The sequence below is a fragment of the candidate division KSB1 bacterium genome (genome assembly GCA_034506395.1).
Lineage (GTDB): Bacteria > Zhuqueibacterota > Zhuqueibacteria > Thermofontimicrobiales > Thermofontimicrobiaceae > Thermofontimicrobium.
Window position 1 is genome coordinate 112091 of record JAPDPQ010000005.1, and the last position, 17894, is coordinate 129984.

A 17894-nucleotide genomic window follows, 5' to 3' on the forward strand; every position below is an offset into this window, starting at 1 on the left:
CAAATATGATCGGGCAGGGCTTTTATTAAAAAATGCCGATGTCGTTATCTGAAAAAATTTTTTAAAATTTTATGATGATCAGATCGTCAACGCTTGGCAGGAAATTGACGAGATCACGATCTTATTAGCAGTGGATAACCCATGAAATTGCTCATGGATTTTTTTTTAATAGGACATGTTATGGGAAGAAAACAATTTTCACTGATAATAATCTTTACCGCTCTCTTGGCCTTATGGGTCGCGGGATGTAGCTTGGACCACGGCCTTGAACCAATTCGGAGTGGCATACAGGGGACTATCAAATATATCGGGAAATGGCCGCAGAACACAGCTGAGGTCCGCATTGTTGCAGCGACCAAATTTCCGCCGACCGATATCAATGATCTTATCATTGGAGATATCCTCCCTATTGGTGGTGATTCCACCATTTACACTTTCTATCTTGCTCCAGGCGATTATTATGTTGGGTTGGTGTGGCGCGAGCGAAATGCGGCTTGGGGCATTCAAAGTATTTTTGGCATTTATACCGAACCAGGCAATGCTTTTGCACCAGCGTCAATTCATGTTCCCGATGACAGAACCATCGTCACTGGCAAGGACATCATTGCTGACTTCGCTTATGCAAGGAAAGCTACAAATAGCAGTATTTCAGGCACTATCAAATTTCTCGGCCAATGGCCTGCTGGATCCGAGAATTGCATGGTGATTGCGACAACCAAATTTCCCCCTGCGACACTCCTTGATTTAGCCTTTAGTGGTTTACAACCAGCCAATGTGGACTCGCTGAATTACTTCATTCCTGCCTCACCAGGTCTATATCGCGCCGTGGGGGTGGTCATAAAGAAAGTCAACCAACCATGGGCTCTAGAGAATGTGGTCGGCCTCCTTTTGAAAGACATCGTCGTCGCCACGGATAGCAGCCAAGTGACCAACGTGAATTTTGTGGTTTATTTCTAAAAATCGATGTTCATAAGTATTCACTTAAATTCGGTATATTAACATGAAAAATACGAAATTTCTCTTAATAATCATCAGCGCTATAACCTTCCCCATTCAATCGATTCTGGGGCAGCCCAGCAATACCTATGGGATATTGATCGGAAAAGTGATCGATTCAGCCACGGGTATCCCACTTCCTGGGGCCAATGTGATGTTGATGCAAACAGTAATGGGGGCATCCAGCGATTTAAATGGGAATTTTAAAGTCAATCGCATCCCCCCAGGCAAATATAACGTCAAAGCCACGATGATGGGCTATAAGAGTCAAACTGTTTCGGTAGACATCCCTGCGGGTCAAACCATTTCAATAGAGTTCCGATTAGAGGAGACAGTAATCGAAAGCCCTACGCTTGTAGTGACGGCCAGCAAAAAAGCCCAGAGCTTTCAGGATGTGCCCAATAGCGTATCGCTGATCTCCTTGAAAGATATTGAACGTCGCAATAAAACTTATCTCAATGAAGTGCTTGAGTATACTCCTGGCGTCTATATGATGGAAGGGGATGTGAATATTCGCGGTTCTTCTGGATTCAGCCTGGGAGCAGGCAGCCGTGTGCTATTTCTGGTCGATGGCATTCCGATGATGCCAGGTGATAGTGGGGATATCAAATGGGATTTGGTTCCACTCTCTCAAATCGACCGCGTCGAAATCGTTAAAGGAGCTGGGTCCGCGCTTTATGGCTCGCACGCCTTAGGGGGAGTCATCAATATTATCACCAAAGAACCAGCTCCAAAGCCAGCCACTACCTTTCAGTATTCTATTGGCATTTATGACAAACCATATTATCCCGAGTGGCGCTGGACCAACCGCCGGCTCAATTTCAATCAATTCGACATCACCCATTCTCAAAATTGGAACAAGGTGGCCTTGGTCGTCTCCGGCGGACGAAAAGAATCGACTGGCTACCAGCAAAATGGGTTTTACAACTATTATAATCTCTTGGGCAAACTGATCTATCGGCGAAACACTCACGCCACGTTGACTTTGCAGAGCAATTGGTCTACTGGTGACTACGGCGAGATTTTCCTCTGGCGCAATCAAAATGATGTTTATGAGATGCCAGTCCCTTCCATCGGCGATTGGGTGAACTCCAATAAATTCAGCCTTAATGGGGTCTATCGGGAATTGCTCAACTCAAAATTCACCTATAAAATTAGAACTTCATATTTCGCGAATGATTTTCAACATTATCACCATGACAACAATGACTTCTCCAAGGCAAAGAAATTAGGGGTTGAATTACAAGCCGATTATTTCGCTCATAAACATCATGCCCTGACCTTTGGGGTTGAGGGGATCTACGATTATACTCGTTCGCAAGTATGGGGCAATCATGATGCTTATACCCTTGCGGCTTATTTGCAGAATGAATGGCGGCCGCTCCGAACATTTTCATTGACGCTCGGCGGGAGATTGGACTATCATTATGTCGATACGGGTATTGAGGATACCCAATTTAATCCCAAAGTCGGCTTAAATTTTCGACCGATCGCAACCACAACCATCCGAGCCTCGCTGGGACGAGGATTTCGCGCCCCTACTCTGGCCGAAATGTTCACCGAAACATTTACGGCAGGGTTCAAAGTGATCCGCAACCCCTATCTTAAAGCAGAAACGGCCTGGTCTTATGAACTTGGGATTAATCAAATTCTTTCAAACAAAATGATGCTCGATTTGGCCCTGTTCCATAATGATTACAAGAATTTCATTGAACCCGAACCAGATATCTATCAAACCGTTCAATTCGTCAACGTGTCCAACGCCAGAATCCGAGGCTTCGAGATCACAGCACAGGGCGCGATTCTCGAACGGTGGCTGAGCTTTAATACCAGCTATACTTATATGGATCCAATTGACCGGGATACTAAACAGATCCTCGCCTATCGACCGCGCCATCTGTTTACCTCTGGCTTGACGCTGTCGCACTCCATCTTTGAAGCTGGAGTAGATTTCAGATATGTCAGTCGCCTCGAGCGGGTGAAAGTCTATCCGAATGATGATCGCGTTGCGCAAAAGGTTTGGGATGCTCGGATCGCAGCTAAGCTTTTGGGATTTAACCTGTCTTTTAACATCAACAATGTTTTTCAATATAATTACTGGCAGATCGAGCGCAACATCGGGCCACCGAGAAATTATGTTTTTACAGTCACACGGGAATTGTAAAGTTTTAAGCCATTATTGATCAGTTCTTAGTAGTTCGATATCTATAAGCATAAATGGCAATAGGAGTCGATGGAAGGATAGCTTCGAAGTAATCATATATTAGGACGAATTAGCATTACTGTTTTACACGAATTTAGTCTTCGAAAGGGAAGGAGGTGATCGGCCAGGAATCAGGGTCATCAAAATCAAAATTAGGAAGTGATTCTTTAAATCAATCATTCATTCAAAACATCATTTCATGGGAGGTTAAAATGAAACGATTCACATCTTATGCTACGTTCTTTTGCGTTTTGTTGATAGCTGGTTCCGTGTTCGCCTCTGGTGTGGCGCTCACAGGCATTGGCGCCCGAGCTACTGCTTTGGGTGGCAACTATCGCGCAATTTCTAATGATTGGAGTGCGATGTTCTGGAACCCGGCTGGTCTAAGCCAAATTCAGGGTTTTCACATTGGTGGCAGTTTTGAGCTGATCACTCCAACATCAAAAGTGACGTTAGCTCCATACGCATTGCCATTTGCCGTTTACAAAACTGAAGAATTCAAAAATGAGCCCAAGACCTTCCCCATCCCAGCCGCTGGTTTTGTCTATGGCGCGGAAAAAATGAGCTTCGGCTTGAGCGTTTTTGCACCGTTCGGCCTCGGCGCGAAGTGGGACGCCATGAACACGGCTGCTTACAATCCCGATTATCCTGAATTCGATTTTGAAGATGATCTCCAGGTCATCGATATCCATCCGACCTTCGCTTATCAGGTGAGCGATAAATTATCTGTGGGCTTGGGGGGTAGCGTTGTTTTGACCAATATTATGATTCGCAAACCCACCACCACTCCGAATCCACTGTTGGCAGATCCAAATTATGCACCGCTCAAGGTTGGCGTCCTCAAACCTTTGGGTCTGGATCAACCGATCTATAATTATATCCTGACTGAGACCAAACTAGAGGGTGACGGCATTGGCTTTGGTTTCAATCTTGGTCTCAAATATAATCTGACCGAATGTTTATCTTTAGGTCTATCGGGCAATTATTATAACGATGTTTCTTTGGATGGCAAGATCAGCGCCACCACCTATTTTGCCAAGGCCGATCAGACGAAATTTGCCACTCTACAGGGTACATTGAACACAATGGTTCAACAGGGGATGTTGAGCGCGGCTCAGGCCCAACAGATTTTAGGGATTTATAGTGGCCAGAAGCAAGTGCGATATGATAACGCCAAAGGCGACGCAACCCTCCCCTTGCCAATGACATTAGGAGCTGGGCTCGCTTTTTCTGGCGTCGAGAATCTGCTGCTCAGCGCAGATGTCTCCTGGACCCAATGGTCTGCCTGGGACGTTATCCCCATTGAAATGGAAGACGGCACGAAAATGGAATTGGTCGAAAATTGGAAGGATGGGATCCGTGTTGGACTCGGCGCCGAATATACGCTGTTGCCATCACTAAAGCTCCGAGCTGGTTATTACACCGAGCCATCTGCTATTCCCGATGAGACATTGACCATCACCATTCCCGATATCAGTCGGCGCCATGCCCTGAACTTTGGCGCCAGTTACCATCTCGGCCCACTTAGCGTGTTCGCCAGCTATGAGAAGATATTTATCGGCGACCGCATAGTCAGCTCATGGGTAATGACCCAAGATAAAACCGGTTTTGATAATATGGCCGGTACCTACAAAATGGACGTGAACAACTTCATGTTCGGACTGGGCTACAACTTCTAATTGTGCTTTTTATAATATCCCATGCAAAAACCCCTCAAGGCGCTTGCCTGAGGGGTTTTTTTTAGCCAATTTCATGAATCATTTCAGATCAATTCTAATTATTCCAATAGCATCAACTGATTCCAATCATTTTCAGCTTGGAATTTTTTATTCAATCAATCAGATATTCGCAAGTTTCGTGGTGTTGGGTTCGTCAGAATATGGTTTTATAAGAACTGGATGTTGATGAAATTAATTGAGAGGTTACCTTGCCAAAGTTTCAAAGCTATCTTTCGATGTGGGAGCGCACCGCGCGGACGAAATGATTAAAATCATGATAGTTCAAATGGCAACAACCATAGTTGAAAAAAACGACCCACGCGCGCGTTCGCTTTTCTGACGCATCAGCGGTCCAAATCGAAAGCTGTTTGGGGTCAAAAATTGGATCAATATAAAGGCTGGTGGTTTCATTATGATTGCGCATCAAACTCATGGCTTCCTCTAAAGTCGGGAGCCGCCAATCATGATATCCACCATAGCCTCTTTGGTTTAGGGCCTTGAGCCATTCTTGCGTCTGTTCAAACCACATAGACTCCTGAGAGCCGCTCTGTTGCCAGAGCAATTTGGATTGCGGGTCGAAAACCATGGCGTCCCCTGATAGTTCGAATATTTCCAGTTGGCCTGAAGCCCCTCGCCCAGATATGTTTCGTTTGATGTCAAAAAAATCACACTTTTTAATCAGATTAGTAACCTGTGTTTCACTCAATTGCTGGGCTTGGTCTCTGGGCTTCATTCGGGTAGGATTAGCAATATCGCTGGTCTGACATGATTTTGCCTCAACTGGAGCTGACGACGGTTGGTCATTTAAATTCAGCAAGGTTTTGAGAGTGGCATAGCCATGATCGAAATCAGCAAATCTGACAAATAGAAAGCTCCGAAATGGGTCCAATTGTCGAGTATCGTCTAACAAACAACTCAGAATGGTCTTTTTTAGCTGCGAGGCCATTCGCCATTCTGCAAAAACATTCCGGGCAGCAGCAGCATGATATGACCAGACTAACAAAAAAATATCGCAATCTTCAATCGCGCTTCCAAACATCTCGACGGGATAATCGCGATCCTTGAGTTGCGCAAAATAAATCCAGACCTCAACTCCGTCATTCCGTAACTGTGTTGCCAGACGTCTGGCAAATTCATTGTCTTCCCAGGCATGGCTGATAAACACCTTCAACATGGGTTGTTTGACCATATTTCATCAATGCTCTTGTCGCGGGCTGAGATCAAGCCACAGCTCCTTGCCTTCTCTAAGTTGCTTTTGAAAGCTGCGCTCTGTTAACATATTATAGCCCAATACGACAGCTTCTGCAAAAAAATTTGACAATCTTTTATTGGAAAAATGGCAATTGTTTATTATATTTGCACGGAGGGTCATGGGTCATGGTAACACGCTTTGGTTTTCTGATCAATATTAACTCCTGAAACCGAAGCAGCTTCGTTAAAAAATTCGAAAAATCCCTGAGTTCAGAGATCAAACATCCCAAATGTGATCCAAGCACTAATCTGGAGGGACTGAAGCAGAATGAAAACCTATCAAATTTTCTATATTGCAGGATTGGCTTTGCTTATAATTTCGGTTTCAGCTTATTTCGTCGGCTCGCTGGTGATATTCTCCGCCGACGATGAAACGGCGGCCAATTTGCTCGGGAGAAAAATTCAACTTGACTCTAATTATGATATTCAGGAAAGCATTTCCGCGTTTGTTGATTCGAACCGTTTTCACTATCGCTGGCTGCTCTGGTTCGGCGGAGCGATTGGAGCGGCATTGATAGGGATTGGTCTTTGGCTGGAACGAAAAACAGAAGGTCCAGATCTGTTTTTAGATGATGAGTTAGATGAAGATGAAGAGGAATCATCATTTTGAACGCCAAGTTTCTGCGAGATATAGATTGTTAAAAAATCAAACACGTATCCTTCGGCCCCCAATGATCTCACAACTCGATCTCTCCATCGCCAAACCATTTTTCACCCCTTTTCAGCTGCTTTTCCGCAAAGACCAATAGCTGAATGTATTTTCTGGTGATACTTAAAACATTATAGAGCACTGCTCTGCATTCAATATTTCTAATGATAAATTCGAATTGTTTAATAATCTGTTTGCCGATTGCTTTTGGACCGTTTTCAATACAAAGAAAAGCGAGCTGTAAGCTGTTTAATCTAACAAACTGCCCAACGGACCGACGAATATGTCTATTTTTTATATGAGGGGCTTCGAAAGGATAGTTGCAATCCGCATAAAACGGGTCTCCACTTTACCGTTTCCATTGCAATATGGGCTATCTACACGTTACAGAATTTGAATGTCAGCCACCCCAGATAAACCTTTTTTAATAATCTGATTGATTGATGAAATAGTGATGATCGAGTGGGAGTCAAGATACGAATGAAGGTGAGAGGAAAATCGAAAATCGTATTTATGGGAGGCAATCTACTGGGTTGTAATTGTCTCCGATATTTGTTGCGGGCAAAGAATGTGAAGATTTTGAAAGTGGTTGGCAATTATCATGACAATGGTTCTGTGATTGAGCCGCGCGTTTGGAATGCTTCTTTGGCTCGGGTGGCATTGAATCGGAATTTGCCGTTTATTCAACCGAAATCGACGCACAACTTGCAATTCATCAATGATATTCAAAACATCGATCGTCCCGATTTTATTTTTACTCTTGAGTACGACAAGATATTGGATCCGATGATCCTCGCCATCCCTCGGATTGGAACGATCAATATCCATTTTTCACCTCTGCCAAGGCATCGCGGTCAGTTTCCAGTGGTCTGGTCATTATTGGAGGACGACGAAGCGGGAATCACCCTGCATTGGGTGACCGAGAAAATCCACGCTGGTGATATCATCGCCACTCAGAAAATCCGAATTGAGCCAGAAGATACAGCCTATTCTTTGTATATGAAACTAACAAAGGTCGGCTTAGAGCTGTTCAAAAGCTATTTTCCAAAGATCATCAAAGGGACTGCTCCGCGAATCCCACAGGATGAGAGTCAAGCCAATTATCATGCCGCCGGATATCCAGAACAGCGCATTATTAACTGGAACAAATCAGCAAAAGAGATCGATCGCTTCATTCGAGCGCTTACTTTTCCTGAGTTCGAACCAGCGCGCACCTATTTTCATGATATGGAGATAAGCATACTGCACCCCGTAGAGGTGCTGCCCCCTGAATCTAATGGTTCACTGCACGCACCTGGGACAATTGTTAATATTGGCACAGATGGACTGATTGTCAAGACCGGCGACGGTGATATTTTGATTAAAAAAATCCGGATCAATGAATCATTGCCGATCGATGCTTATAAGCTGGCTCGATTATTTGATCTTCACGTTGGCGAAGCATTCAGAAATATCGAAAAGCTCCATGTCGAAACGCAGCTCAATCTCATTGTTCCCTGATAACCTTTTCCGCAATCAATATCACATGTTCGTAATTACTTTGTTACTCTGATATCACTCCAGTGCAAAAAAAAGAGAATTCATCTGCTTGAAACGACAAGAAATCATTATAGAGCGGGTGAGGCTGATGGGCACTTTTGCTTTTGCAAATCTTTTTGATTGAAAGAAATAGACTCAGTTGATCTATGAGTAATTTCGAGGGAATAGAAACTTTGGACGTCATTGATTGTTGTGTTCAAAGGAAGATTTGGGGGGAAATGCTATGATAGAAAACAAGGACAACTGTCGTGTAGTGATTATTGGATTGGAAGGGGCTACTTTTAATCTCATCCATCCGCTGATAAATCGAAATAGCCTACCATTTTTCCAAAAATTGATGGGGAAAGCCAGCTATGGGATCGTCAAATCCAATCTTCCGCTTAATAGCGCCTGCAATTGGACATCCTTATTTACTGGTATGAACCCGGGCAAACATAATATTTACGATTATCTGCGATACGATAATGGATCCTATCAACCTGATTTGATAGGGTCGGATAGTTTTAAAGCTCCTTTGCTTTGGAACATCGCTAGTGCGAATAATGTGCAAACCATTCTTTTAAATGCCCCTATTGCCACATGCCCCGAACCTCTCAATGGCATTATGGTCAGCGGTATGCTCTCTTCGCATCATTCCTGTTATGCCTACCCAGAATCGATTGCAAAGCAACTACAGCAGCAAGATTACGTTGTCGATTGTAGTGCCGCTCGCCACGACGATCCAGAACGATACTTTGAAATGATCACGCAAACTCTCATCAAGCAAGAACAGGTGTTTCTCCAATTGATTCAGCAATATCCCTGGCGACTTGCAATTGTAACCTTCAACGCATTGGGAAAGGTCCAGCACAATTTTTGGCGGCAACGAGACAAACTGGAGTCGCTTTATATCCAATTGGATCGGTTCATCAATCAAATTTATAAAGCGACTTTGGGTAATACCTATTTCATCGTTGTCTCGCATCATGGCTTTAAATCGGTCAACAAGAAGTTCTTTGTCAACGAGTGGTTGTGGGAACTGGGTTTATTGGAGAAACGAATTACAATTCATCAACCTCGAACCACGGATGTCTATGATCTACTGGATCAAAACTTGAGCCAAGAGAAGCATTTTATCACTGACCTTTTGTCCAAAACTGGGCTTACAAAAGATAATATCAGGTCGGTGCTCCCGGTGGAGATTGCAGAATTTCTGAAACGGCTGGTGCCTCGTCGGATCAAAAAATTCTTCCCAAAAGAATATCTTGATATCCTTTGGGAAAAGACCCAAGCGTATTTTGTTTCGACCAATGTTCAAGGGATAAACATTAATTTAAAGGGTAGAGAGCCTCAGGGCATCATTGCCCCTGGCGCCGAATACGAACAATTGCGAAATCGGATTATTACCGAACTTTATCGGCTGAGAGATCCATATACATTCGAAAATGTCATTGATCAAGTTTATCGGAGAGAGGAATTGTTCGATGGTGAGTATCAGGCAGCCGCGCCAGATATCATTATCGTCCCAGCCAAATATGAATATTATTTGGACGCTGGCAAACGAACCTGTCGCTTGTTTATCGGCTCAACCAATGATGACTATCCGGTTCATGCCTATCATGAGCCGAAAGGCGTCTTTTTCATGACTGGCCCGGATGTGATCAGAGGCCAGAACCTGGGCGAAATTAGCATCTTTGATATCGCTCCTACCGTGCTCTATTTGCTTGGGCTGCCGCTTAACCAGAAGTTTGATGGAAGGGTGCTACGATCGCTATTCCATGAAAGCCGAGATTTCCATTTTTATCCTCTCCCCTCGTTCTTCACAAACGAAATTGATCAACCACTAATTCCCGATGAGTATTATGTGACAACAGATGCTTTTTCTTCTGTTTTGCCATGAGGCTTTGACAATTAATATCGATAAGCCCTATTGGCGTTACTCTGGTCAGCAGGCGTTGGTCATTTGCCAGAACAAATGCTCTTTCACCGCCATCGATAGAGCAATACAGCATTATGAATTCGGTAATTGATAGCTTGCCCATTTTGTTGATCCGAAAAGTGGAGCACTTGTAATTACCCGGCCCATTAAAAGAGCCGGGTTTTTTATTGCTTTTTGTGACAGAAATTTGTATAATTGGGCGCATTCATTTCGCTGGTGTCAGGTATTTTTTGGCGGGTAGTGGATCCGAATGGATTGCTAAAATCTTTGTAGTTCCATTTCACTTGAGATGAGATGCTGGCATTCGCAAGATCGATTGGCGTTCAATTCATCATCGTTACATCGTCGCTTTAATGGCATTATTTTCTTTGAATTGATTCTGAATGCAATCATATCCTTTTTTTACGGGGCAAACTCGTTATATTCAATCACAGAAATCGATTTTATTTATCATCAAACAAGGGATCGAATTTGGTCACAAAAATTGAAATCGGCACCCAGCCGCAATATGATAACCCCGCTAGAGATGCGATCACCAAGGATATTCAAGATTTGGGAATCCGTGGGGTCACTCAAGTCAAAGTATTTCAAATTTTCTATTTTCATGGTAACCTGAGCGAGCATGAAATTGAGCGGATCTGTCAGCAGTTATTGATCGATCACGTGAGTCAAGTTTTTGCGGTGAATCATCCGCTTGAGCCGGAAGGCGATCATGTCTGGAGCGTGGAAATTACTTATAATCCTGGGGTGATGGATCCAGTGGCGGAAAGCACTCTGAAGGGGATCAGCGATCTGGGGATCGTGGGCGTGTCTCAAGTGAAGACCGCTAGCAAATACCATATCTACGGGTCATTGAGCGATGCAGAAAAGAAGCTCATTATTGAAAAACGATTGGCCAACAAATTGATCCAGCATGTTGTGCAACCTGATGAAAAAATCTTTGCGGAACCAAAGCGGTATCAATTTTCACGTATCGAGGTGCCGTTGCTTCTGGCGGATGATGACGAATTGCTTGCGATCAGTCGTAATGGCCAATTATTCCTCAACCTCGAGGAGATGAAGGCGATTCAGGCTTATTATCGTAAGTTAGGCCGCCAGCCGAGCGATGTTGAGCTTGAGACATTGGCCCAGACCTGGTCGGAACATTGCGTTCATAAGACGTTCCGCGGCATTATCGATTATGATGGTCAGCGTATCGATAATTTGTTAAAGACCACCATCATGAAGGTCACCAGGGAACTTAACAAGCCGTGGTGTGTTTCGGTTTTTACCGATAATGCCGGGGTGATTGAGTTTGATGAGCATTATGATGTTTGTTTTAAAGTTGAGACGCACAATCATCCTTCAGCTCTCGAACCCTATGGCGGAGCTAACACTGGAATCGGCGGGGTCATTCGAGATCCTCTTGGCACTGGGCTCGGAGCGAAACCGATCGCCAATACTGATGTGTTCTGTTTCGCGCCCCCCGATTACCCGATGGATCAGCTTCCTCCAGGGACATTACACCCCAAGCGGATCTTTTTGGGAGTTCATGCGGGGGTACGGGATTACGGCAATCGCATGGGAATTCCTACAATCAATGGCGCAATTTATTTCGACGAACGATACGTCGGCAATCCACTGGTCTTTTGTGGCAACGTGGGCTTGTTGCCCAAAGGCATGACCGAAAAACAGGTGATGCCAGGGGATCGTATCGTCGTTGTCGGTGGTCGTACAGGGCGGGATGGAATTCATGGCGCTACTTTTTCCTCCGGGGAGCTGACCACTGAATCGGAGCTGGTTTCCAGCGGCGCGGTTCAAATCGGGAATCCAATCACTGAGAAAAAATTAGTCGATACCTTGCTTCAGGCTCGAGACCGAAGGCTTTATCGCGCCATTACCGACTGCGGGGCTGGTGGGCTGTCATCAGCAGTGGGTGAACTCTGTGCGGCACTTGGTGCCGAAGTGGACTTGGATCTCGTCCCGCTCAAATATGAGGGACTCAGTTATACGGAGATCTGGATTTCCGAAGCGCAGGAGCGAATGGTGCTGATCGTTCCCCCACAAAATGTGGACACCATTTTGGAACTGTTCGCTTCCGAAAACGTTGAGGCCACCGTCATTGGCACAGTGACCCGTTCTGGCCGCTTGGTGCTCCGATACCAGGGAAATGAGGTAGGCGACCTTGAGATGGAATTTCTCCATCATGGCCTGCCACGACTGACGCGACGCGCTATCTGGAAAGCCCCGAGCTTTTCTGAGCCAGAGTTCCCAGAACCAGACAATCTAACCGACATTCTGAAGCAACTTCTCAGCTCTTGGAATATATGCAGCAAGGAATGGGTTATTCGACAGTACGATCATGAAGTCCAGGGCGGCAGTGTGCTCAAGCCGCTGGTCGGAGAGCAAAATGATGGCCCCAGCGACGCAGCGATCATTCGACCTGTATTGACCTCGAACAAGGGCATCATCCTAGCCAATGGCTGTAATCCCAAATACGGTTTGATCGACCCTTATTTCATGGCCGCATCCGCCATTGACGAGGCAATTCGGCAAATCATCGCGGTCGGTGGCAAATTGGACCGCATCGCATTGCTCGATAATTTCTGCTGGGGCAATACCGATAAGCCCGATCGGCTGGCTGGTCTGGTTCGCGCAGCGCAGGCTTGTTACGACATCGCACAAAGCTATGAAACGCCATTCATCTCCGGCAAAGATAGCCTCAATAACGAATATCAAATCGGCAGCGAGTCTATCGCTATTCCGCCCACGCTTTTGATCTCCGCGATCGGCATCATGGACGATGTGACCCGCGCCATTTCGATGGATGTGAAACGAGCTGGGGATCTCATCTACATTTTGGGCGACACCAAAGATGAATTGGGCGGCTCACACTACTACGATATTCTAGGTCTGAAGAGTAGCAACGTGCCACAAGTCGATCCTAGGAATGGCAAAAAACTAATGACCGCTTTGAGTGCTGCCATGGAAGCAGGGCTGGTGCGTGCCTGTCATGATTGCTCCGAAGGCGGATTAGCCGTCGCCGCTGCTGAAATGGCATTCGCTGGCGGCTTGGGAATGGTGCTCGATTTGCGCCGAGTACCATCTTCTCATGGCTTACAGCGCAACGACAAGCTCCTGTTCTCGGAATCCAATAGTCGGTTTGTCGTTGAAGTTCCTCCCGAATCTCAACAGCGATTCGAACAAATCATGGCTGATAACCTTTTCGGCTTGATCGGCCAAGCAGTCGCAAAGCCGAGGTTTCGCGTCGTTGGGCTTAATGGGAATACGATTATTGAAGCCAACATATATGAATTGAAAGAGGCCTGGCAACGACCGTTACGCTGGTGACAGATCCTCAAATTGCCCGGCTCACTTTCATTGAATCGAGCTCAATTTTGACATCGTCATCGATTTGCCACAATTCCATAATTTGGAATTTTCCCGCGGCAAAATTGAATCGAGCTTTTTAATAAAATCAGAGGATTTTCATTATCATGAAAGTTGTCAAGACGATCGTAATTCGAACAGCAGGATCAAACTGTGATTATGAAACCGTCCATGCATTTGAACAAGTCGGGAGCCAGGTTAGTTTGGTTCATATCAATCAGCTTATTTCTGGCAAAATTCGATTGTCGGATTTCGACATCCTCGCCATTCCTGGTGGCTTCACTTATGGCGATGACATCTCTGCTGGAAAAATATTGGCCAATGAGATCAAATACAAATTAACCGATCAAGTAGCCGCATTTATTGCTGAGGGCAAATTGATCATAGGTATATGCAATGGATTTCAGGTATTGGTCAAGGCTGGATTATTACCAGCGGTGGATTTGCTCGGAACAACCCAATTGGCGACGCTGACGTTCAACGATTCTGGCAAATTTGAGGACCGCTGGGTTTATCTGAAGCTGGTCAGCCAAAAGTGCGTTTTCACTCGATCGCTCGCATCAATTGTTTACTATCCGGTGGCCCATGCTGAAGGGAAATTCATTGTCAAAGATGCAACCGTACTGGATCAATTGAAAAACAACGACCAAATCGTATTTCAATATGTTGACGCAACAGGACAGTTAGCTGGCTATCCGTGGAACCCCAACGGTTCCATTGAAAATATTGCAGGGATTTGCGATCCCAGCGGTAGGATCTTCGGCCTAATGCCGCATCCCGAGCGCCATTTTCACCCTACGCATCATCCGCGCTGGACCAGAGAAGGGCTGCGGCCTGAGCCAGATGGGGTAATGATCTTTCGAAATGCCGTCAATTACATTCAAGAAAACTTATAGCGAAAAGGAGCAAAAGCGATGCATTATGGAAAAGTAAAAATGTGGGATGATTCCAAAGGATTTGGCTTTATCATCACAGAAGATGAAGAAGAGCTTTTTGTCCACGTGAGCGATCTGGACATTTCTGTGAAAGAAAAGCGCCTCAAAGTTGGGCAGCGGGTCGCGTTCGATATTCGGCACGAATTCAAGGGGGATAAGGCGATCAATGTCCGAGTGCTGCGCTGAAAACTGAGATCGCCTTCTCTCTTTGGAATCATCCCGATTTGCGGAGAAAATCCACCTCGCTGCTTTCCATCAGATTCAAAGCGCTGCCTATTCCCTTTGAAAGCACCCCAGATAAAATTATTTGATTAAATTTTGCATTAGCGCAGGACAAGGCTCACTTCAATCTCTCCCATTGCATCGTTATAGAACCAATTCTGGATATTTTTGAAGGAATCAGTAATTCTGAGCGGCAAAATCGTGGGTAAATAGGGGGCAGAAAATCAGAATTCAATCCATCTGCAAATATTCTTAGATTTAATTATCGACCAAGCAAGAGGCGCAAATTCTGCTGTTGCAATTCCGATAGATTCTGAAAGATGGGATCATCTTTTCGCACTTTTTCCCGCTTAACGATTGCTCGAAACGCCCGACGAACCAGCGCCTGATGTCCTTTCGATTTACGATAAGCATGAAATTGATTGATCAGAGGCAGCAAAAAGTCTTTGTTCCCGACATTAATGATGGCTTCGAGGACCAAATTCGATTGCCGACGCTGACCATTGCGGATCATGGTTTTGAGATCATCCACAGCGTCACGGCAGCCATAGATTGCGAGAACGAAATGAATATAGGCCCGAAAATATTCATAATTGCGCAATCTTACTTTCCGGATCATTTGAGAGGAACTACTGAGGAAATCTTTCAAATGCTGCAACAATAACATCAAAGAATTGGCCATGCTGGAAAATTTTGGATGGGCCACGATCTCAATCAGATCTTCAATTTCCAATACTCGATTGATATCATCGAATTGATTAAAGCTCTCGAACAGTGATTTCAATGCGGGAAGAGATTTATGGCCCATCCGCTGAATAATGCGGTGGGCATAAACTCTCAATGTGGAATTTCTTAAGTCCTGGAAAAGCTTCTGCAATAAAATGCGTGCGCTCAGTGTTCCCCCTGCCACTAAACGCTCCTCAAGCTGAATTGATTTGATCACCTGCGACTCTTGCAAAAGTTGCTGAATCATTTTCTCAATGGCGCTTGCTTTTTCATCCGGATCTCCCTCCAATCCATCCTGCAAAAATAGCACTTGAGAATATAGCGTGGCATCGCCGAGCTGCTTGAGCTTTGTTAAAATAGGTGTTAAGTCTTCAGCTTCGAGATGTTGCAGATTCCCCAACGCCATGCGTCTGACTTCGATCGGATATCGCTCATCCTGGATCACCTCAACAAGCGGCAGATGGGCATCGATCACCCCGCGTTTAATATATGACCCAAGCGTGTCGATTACAGCTAAACTCAATTCCTCATTCTGCGGATTCAAAACCGACACCAGCTTTGGAATGATTCGTTCCTCTGGAAAATACTGCAGCGAATCAATAGCAGCCAGGACGATATCTGTATTAGGGTCGTCCAATAAAGAAAGTAAAGGATCAATACATCGATCATCTAACATCCCGCCAAGGATGTAAGCGATCCGCTGCCGAATTCGATCACTGCCCCATTCCAAGCCGCGGATTAAATCTTTGAGCTCTCCTGGGGATGAAATCATTAATAATTCGCTAATCGCTCGATCCACAACATCTGGATCCTCCGTATCGAGATCCATGATCAAATCTTCAATTTCCCACTTTGCTAAATATCTGCTCAATGATTCAATTTCCTCTTAATGGATCGTTCAATGCTTTTGCGCGTATCATTAGTTCGCCCTAATGACATCCGCATCACATGTCACTCACGCAAACAAATATTACAAAATTATTCCTTGAATATCAAGAGATTTTTTCGCAATCCATTAAGAAAGCCAGCGTATTCTCAAGAACCATTTAATATAGGCCAGGGACTTTTGTTCTGCAAAATTTTTCGGCCAATTGGACAAATCAGGAACAACAGGATATCAAGATTGCTTAGCGGGAATGCAACGATTGCCAGTGCATCATTTTGCCCACAGTGCCCCAGTGGTTTCCATCCAATCGGCAATGTTTTCCACTGCGGTTGTGACGTGATTGTCCGAAACGTCAACCTCTAACCAGGGCAATAATGACTGGGAAATTACCTTTCGATAATGCTCTTGTTCAGAGACGAATTTGCTCAGGTCTTGATATTGTGCTGGATTCCCCGAAACCTTGAGCCGTTCGGCTCGAGCGTTTTCAAAAGATTCTGGTGACCGGGTACAAAAGATCAAGCGAAAGCCCAGCGCCTTCAATCGCTTCTCCAACCAGGTGAAATCGTAGAATACCTCATAAACCCGCTGCTGATAAACCTGGGTGGAAATGTGAAAGCGATCTACGATCCAAGAATAGTACGGTAACAGCTCAAAAAGGTGAACCCAGGTGCGATAAGTCTCCATTGCGCGCTCCTGCTCGTGGGGCTCGAAGTTGATCAGGCCACGGCCCCAAGGATAATTCGTGAACGCGCACCATTCCGCTGATATCAATGGGGATGGATAGCGATACTTTCGCGGCCCGACGATCCGCGGATGTTCATTCAGCGCCAGCGCAATCTCGGTCTTGAGGGTCAGACGCGTCCCCTCTAATATTATCTTCGGGCAAAGTTTATTGGCCATAATATCCCTCTTGATTGATTCCAGCGCCATTTTAAGAATAATTGGAGTCGAAAACAAGCACTTTATTGTTGTTTTCTTTATCTGCCACTATTTGATCGATCAATATAACAATAGGGCTTCCACTTAAGAATCGTAGGAGGCTCAAAAGCGACGGAAAGTCGATCCTTCGGTGAGTTTGAAAAATTTATTTCATCAGGAAAAATTGAATTGTCATGCTTGTGCACAAATGCGTTTTTTTGCACAACGCATTGGTCGGCTTATGACGAGATACGTATACTCGCAAAAATGCCATGATTGCGTCATATTTCGATTGGTGCAACCAGAATAGATCGGATCGATTTTGGGAATGATAATGTGAAATGAGGTAATCCATCTCGTTCAGTTTCAATTTTAAAATTTTCTTGGATCCGCTCTGTTGCGCGGAGGTATCGGTCCCTTGATATTTGACACGGATTCAATTGATTATCAGAGCGTCCAAATCTGCATTTTTGTCAATGGGGCAATCTCGCAAAAAAAACACGCTAGCGCCTTGACGAGGTCTTTTACCATCGTTGCTTGGCACTGCGTGTTTTACGGGGGGAA

Annotated in this window: 12 protein-coding genes; 9 read left to right on the forward strand and 3 right to left on the reverse strand. The window is 45.0% G+C overall.

Translation table 11 applies throughout. The features are described 5' to 3' along the window. The first annotated feature begins 180 nt into the window (after nt 1-180). From ONB37_05090 to ONB37_05100, 3 genes are all read left to right on the forward strand, one after another. A complete protein-coding gene (locus ONB37_05090) occupies nt 181-957 on the forward strand; it encodes a hypothetical protein (GenBank protein ID MDZ7399522.1) in 777 nt (258 codons plus the stop codon). Nucleotides 958-1000: 43 nt separating this feature from the next. Next, nucleotides 1001-3160 carry a TonB-dependent receptor gene (locus tag ONB37_05095; GenBank protein ID MDZ7399523.1) on the forward strand — a complete coding sequence of 720 codons (2160 nt, stop codon included), beginning with the start codon at nt 1001-1003 and terminating at the stop codon, nt 3158-3160. A 251-nt stretch (nt 3161-3411) separates the two neighbouring features. Beyond that, nucleotides 3412-4878 carry an outer membrane protein transport protein gene (locus ONB37_05100; GenBank protein ID MDZ7399524.1) on the forward strand — a complete coding sequence of 489 codons (1467 nt, stop codon included), beginning with the start codon at nt 3412-3414 and terminating at the stop codon, nt 4876-4878. A 265-nt stretch (nt 4879-5143) separates the two neighbouring features. Here the strand turns inward: ONB37_05100 and ONB37_05105 are convergent, their stop codons facing one another. Further along, entirely contained in the window at nt 5144-6106 is a 963-nt protein-coding gene (locus ONB37_05105) for a DUF1566 domain-containing protein (GenBank protein ID MDZ7399525.1), read from the reverse strand. A 330-nt stretch (nt 6107-6436) separates the two neighbouring features. Here ONB37_05105 and ONB37_05110 point away from each other — a divergent pair, with 330 nt between their 5' ends. The 6 genes from ONB37_05110 to ONB37_05135 all read left to right on the forward strand — a co-directional run bounded on the left by ONB37_05110 (nt 6437) and on the right by ONB37_05135 (nt 14764). Then, nucleotides 6437-6778 (forward strand): hypothetical protein, encoded by a 342-nt coding sequence (locus tag ONB37_05110; GenBank protein ID MDZ7399526.1) that lies wholly within the window; start codon nt 6437-6439, stop codon nt 6776-6778. 519 nt (nt 6779-7297) lie between these two features. Then, nucleotides 7298-8317: a methionyl-tRNA formyltransferase gene (locus ONB37_05115; GenBank protein MDZ7399527.1), complete on the forward strand. Its 1020-nt coding sequence runs from the start codon at nt 7298-7300 to the stop codon at nt 8315-8317. Between the two features lie 262 nt (nt 8318-8579). Continuing rightward, nucleotides 8580-10235: an alkaline phosphatase family protein gene (locus ONB37_05120; protein ID MDZ7399528.1), complete on the forward strand. Its 1656-nt coding sequence runs from the start codon at nt 8580-8582 to the stop codon at nt 10233-10235. A 510-nt stretch (nt 10236-10745) separates the two neighbouring features. After that, on the forward strand, nt 10746-13604 hold the full coding sequence (gene purL, locus ONB37_05125; protein MDZ7399529.1) for a phosphoribosylformylglycinamidine synthase subunit PurL: 2859 nt from the start codon (nt 10746-10748) through the stop codon (nt 13602-13604). 146 nt (nt 13605-13750) lie between these two features. Then, the gene (purQ, locus tag ONB37_05130) at nt 13751-14539 is read left to right on the forward strand and encodes a phosphoribosylformylglycinamidine synthase I (GenBank protein MDZ7399530.1); all 789 of its coding nucleotides are present in this window, start codon (nt 13751-13753) and stop codon (nt 14537-14539) included. Between the two features lie 18 nt (nt 14540-14557). Continuing rightward, on the forward strand, nt 14558-14764 hold the full coding sequence (locus tag ONB37_05135; GenBank protein ID MDZ7399531.1) for a cold shock domain-containing protein: 207 nt from the start codon (nt 14558-14560) through the stop codon (nt 14762-14764). A gap of 298 nt (nt 14765-15062) precedes the next feature. On the opposite strand, the gene ONB37_05140 is transcribed toward ONB37_05135, so the two are convergent. Beyond that, the gene (locus ONB37_05140) at nt 15063-16397 is read right to left on the reverse strand and encodes a HEAT repeat domain-containing protein (protein MDZ7399532.1); all 1335 of its coding nucleotides are present in this window, start codon (nt 16395-16397) and stop codon (nt 15063-15065) included. Between the two features lie 285 nt (nt 16398-16682). After that, nucleotides 16683-17312 carry a hypothetical protein gene (locus ONB37_05145; protein MDZ7399533.1) on the reverse strand — a complete coding sequence of 210 codons (630 nt, stop codon included), beginning with the start codon at nt 17310-17312 and terminating at the stop codon, nt 16683-16685. Nucleotides 17313-17894 lie beyond the last annotated feature (582 nt).

Bases quoted from the DNA above. Each gene is read 5' to 3' on its own strand.
- ONB37_05145 (MDZ7399533.1), bottom strand. From the start codon at position 17,312: ATGGCCAATAAACTTTGCCCGAAGATAATATTAGAGGGGACGCGTCTG.
- ONB37_05115 (MDZ7399527.1), top strand. From the start codon at position 7,298: ATGAAGGTGAGAGGAAAATCGAAAATCGTATTTATGGGAGGCAATCTA.
- purQ (MDZ7399530.1), top strand. From the start codon at position 13,751: ATGAAAGTTGTCAAGACGATCGTAATTCGAACAGCAGGATCAAACTGT.
- ONB37_05100 (MDZ7399524.1), top strand. From the start codon at position 3,412: ATGAAACGATTCACATCTTATGCTACGTTCTTTTGCGTTTTGTTGATA.
- ONB37_05105 (MDZ7399525.1), bottom strand. From the start codon at position 6,106: ATGGTCAAACAACCCATGTTGAAGGTGTTTATCAGCCATGCCTGGGAA.
- ONB37_05090 (MDZ7399522.1), top strand. From the start codon at position 181: ATGGGAAGAAAACAATTTTCACTGATAATAATCTTTACCGCTCTCTTG.
- ONB37_05095 (MDZ7399523.1), top strand. From the start codon at position 1,001: ATGAAAAATACGAAATTTCTCTTAATAATCATCAGCGCTATAACCTTC.
- ONB37_05110 (MDZ7399526.1), top strand. From the start codon at position 6,437: ATGAAAACCTATCAAATTTTCTATATTGCAGGATTGGCTTTGCTTATA.
- ONB37_05135 (MDZ7399531.1), top strand. From the start codon at position 14,558: ATGCATTATGGAAAAGTAAAAATGTGGGATGATTCCAAAGGATTTGGC.
- ONB37_05120 (MDZ7399528.1), top strand. From the start codon at position 8,580: ATGATAGAAAACAAGGACAACTGTCGTGTAGTGATTATTGGATTGGAA.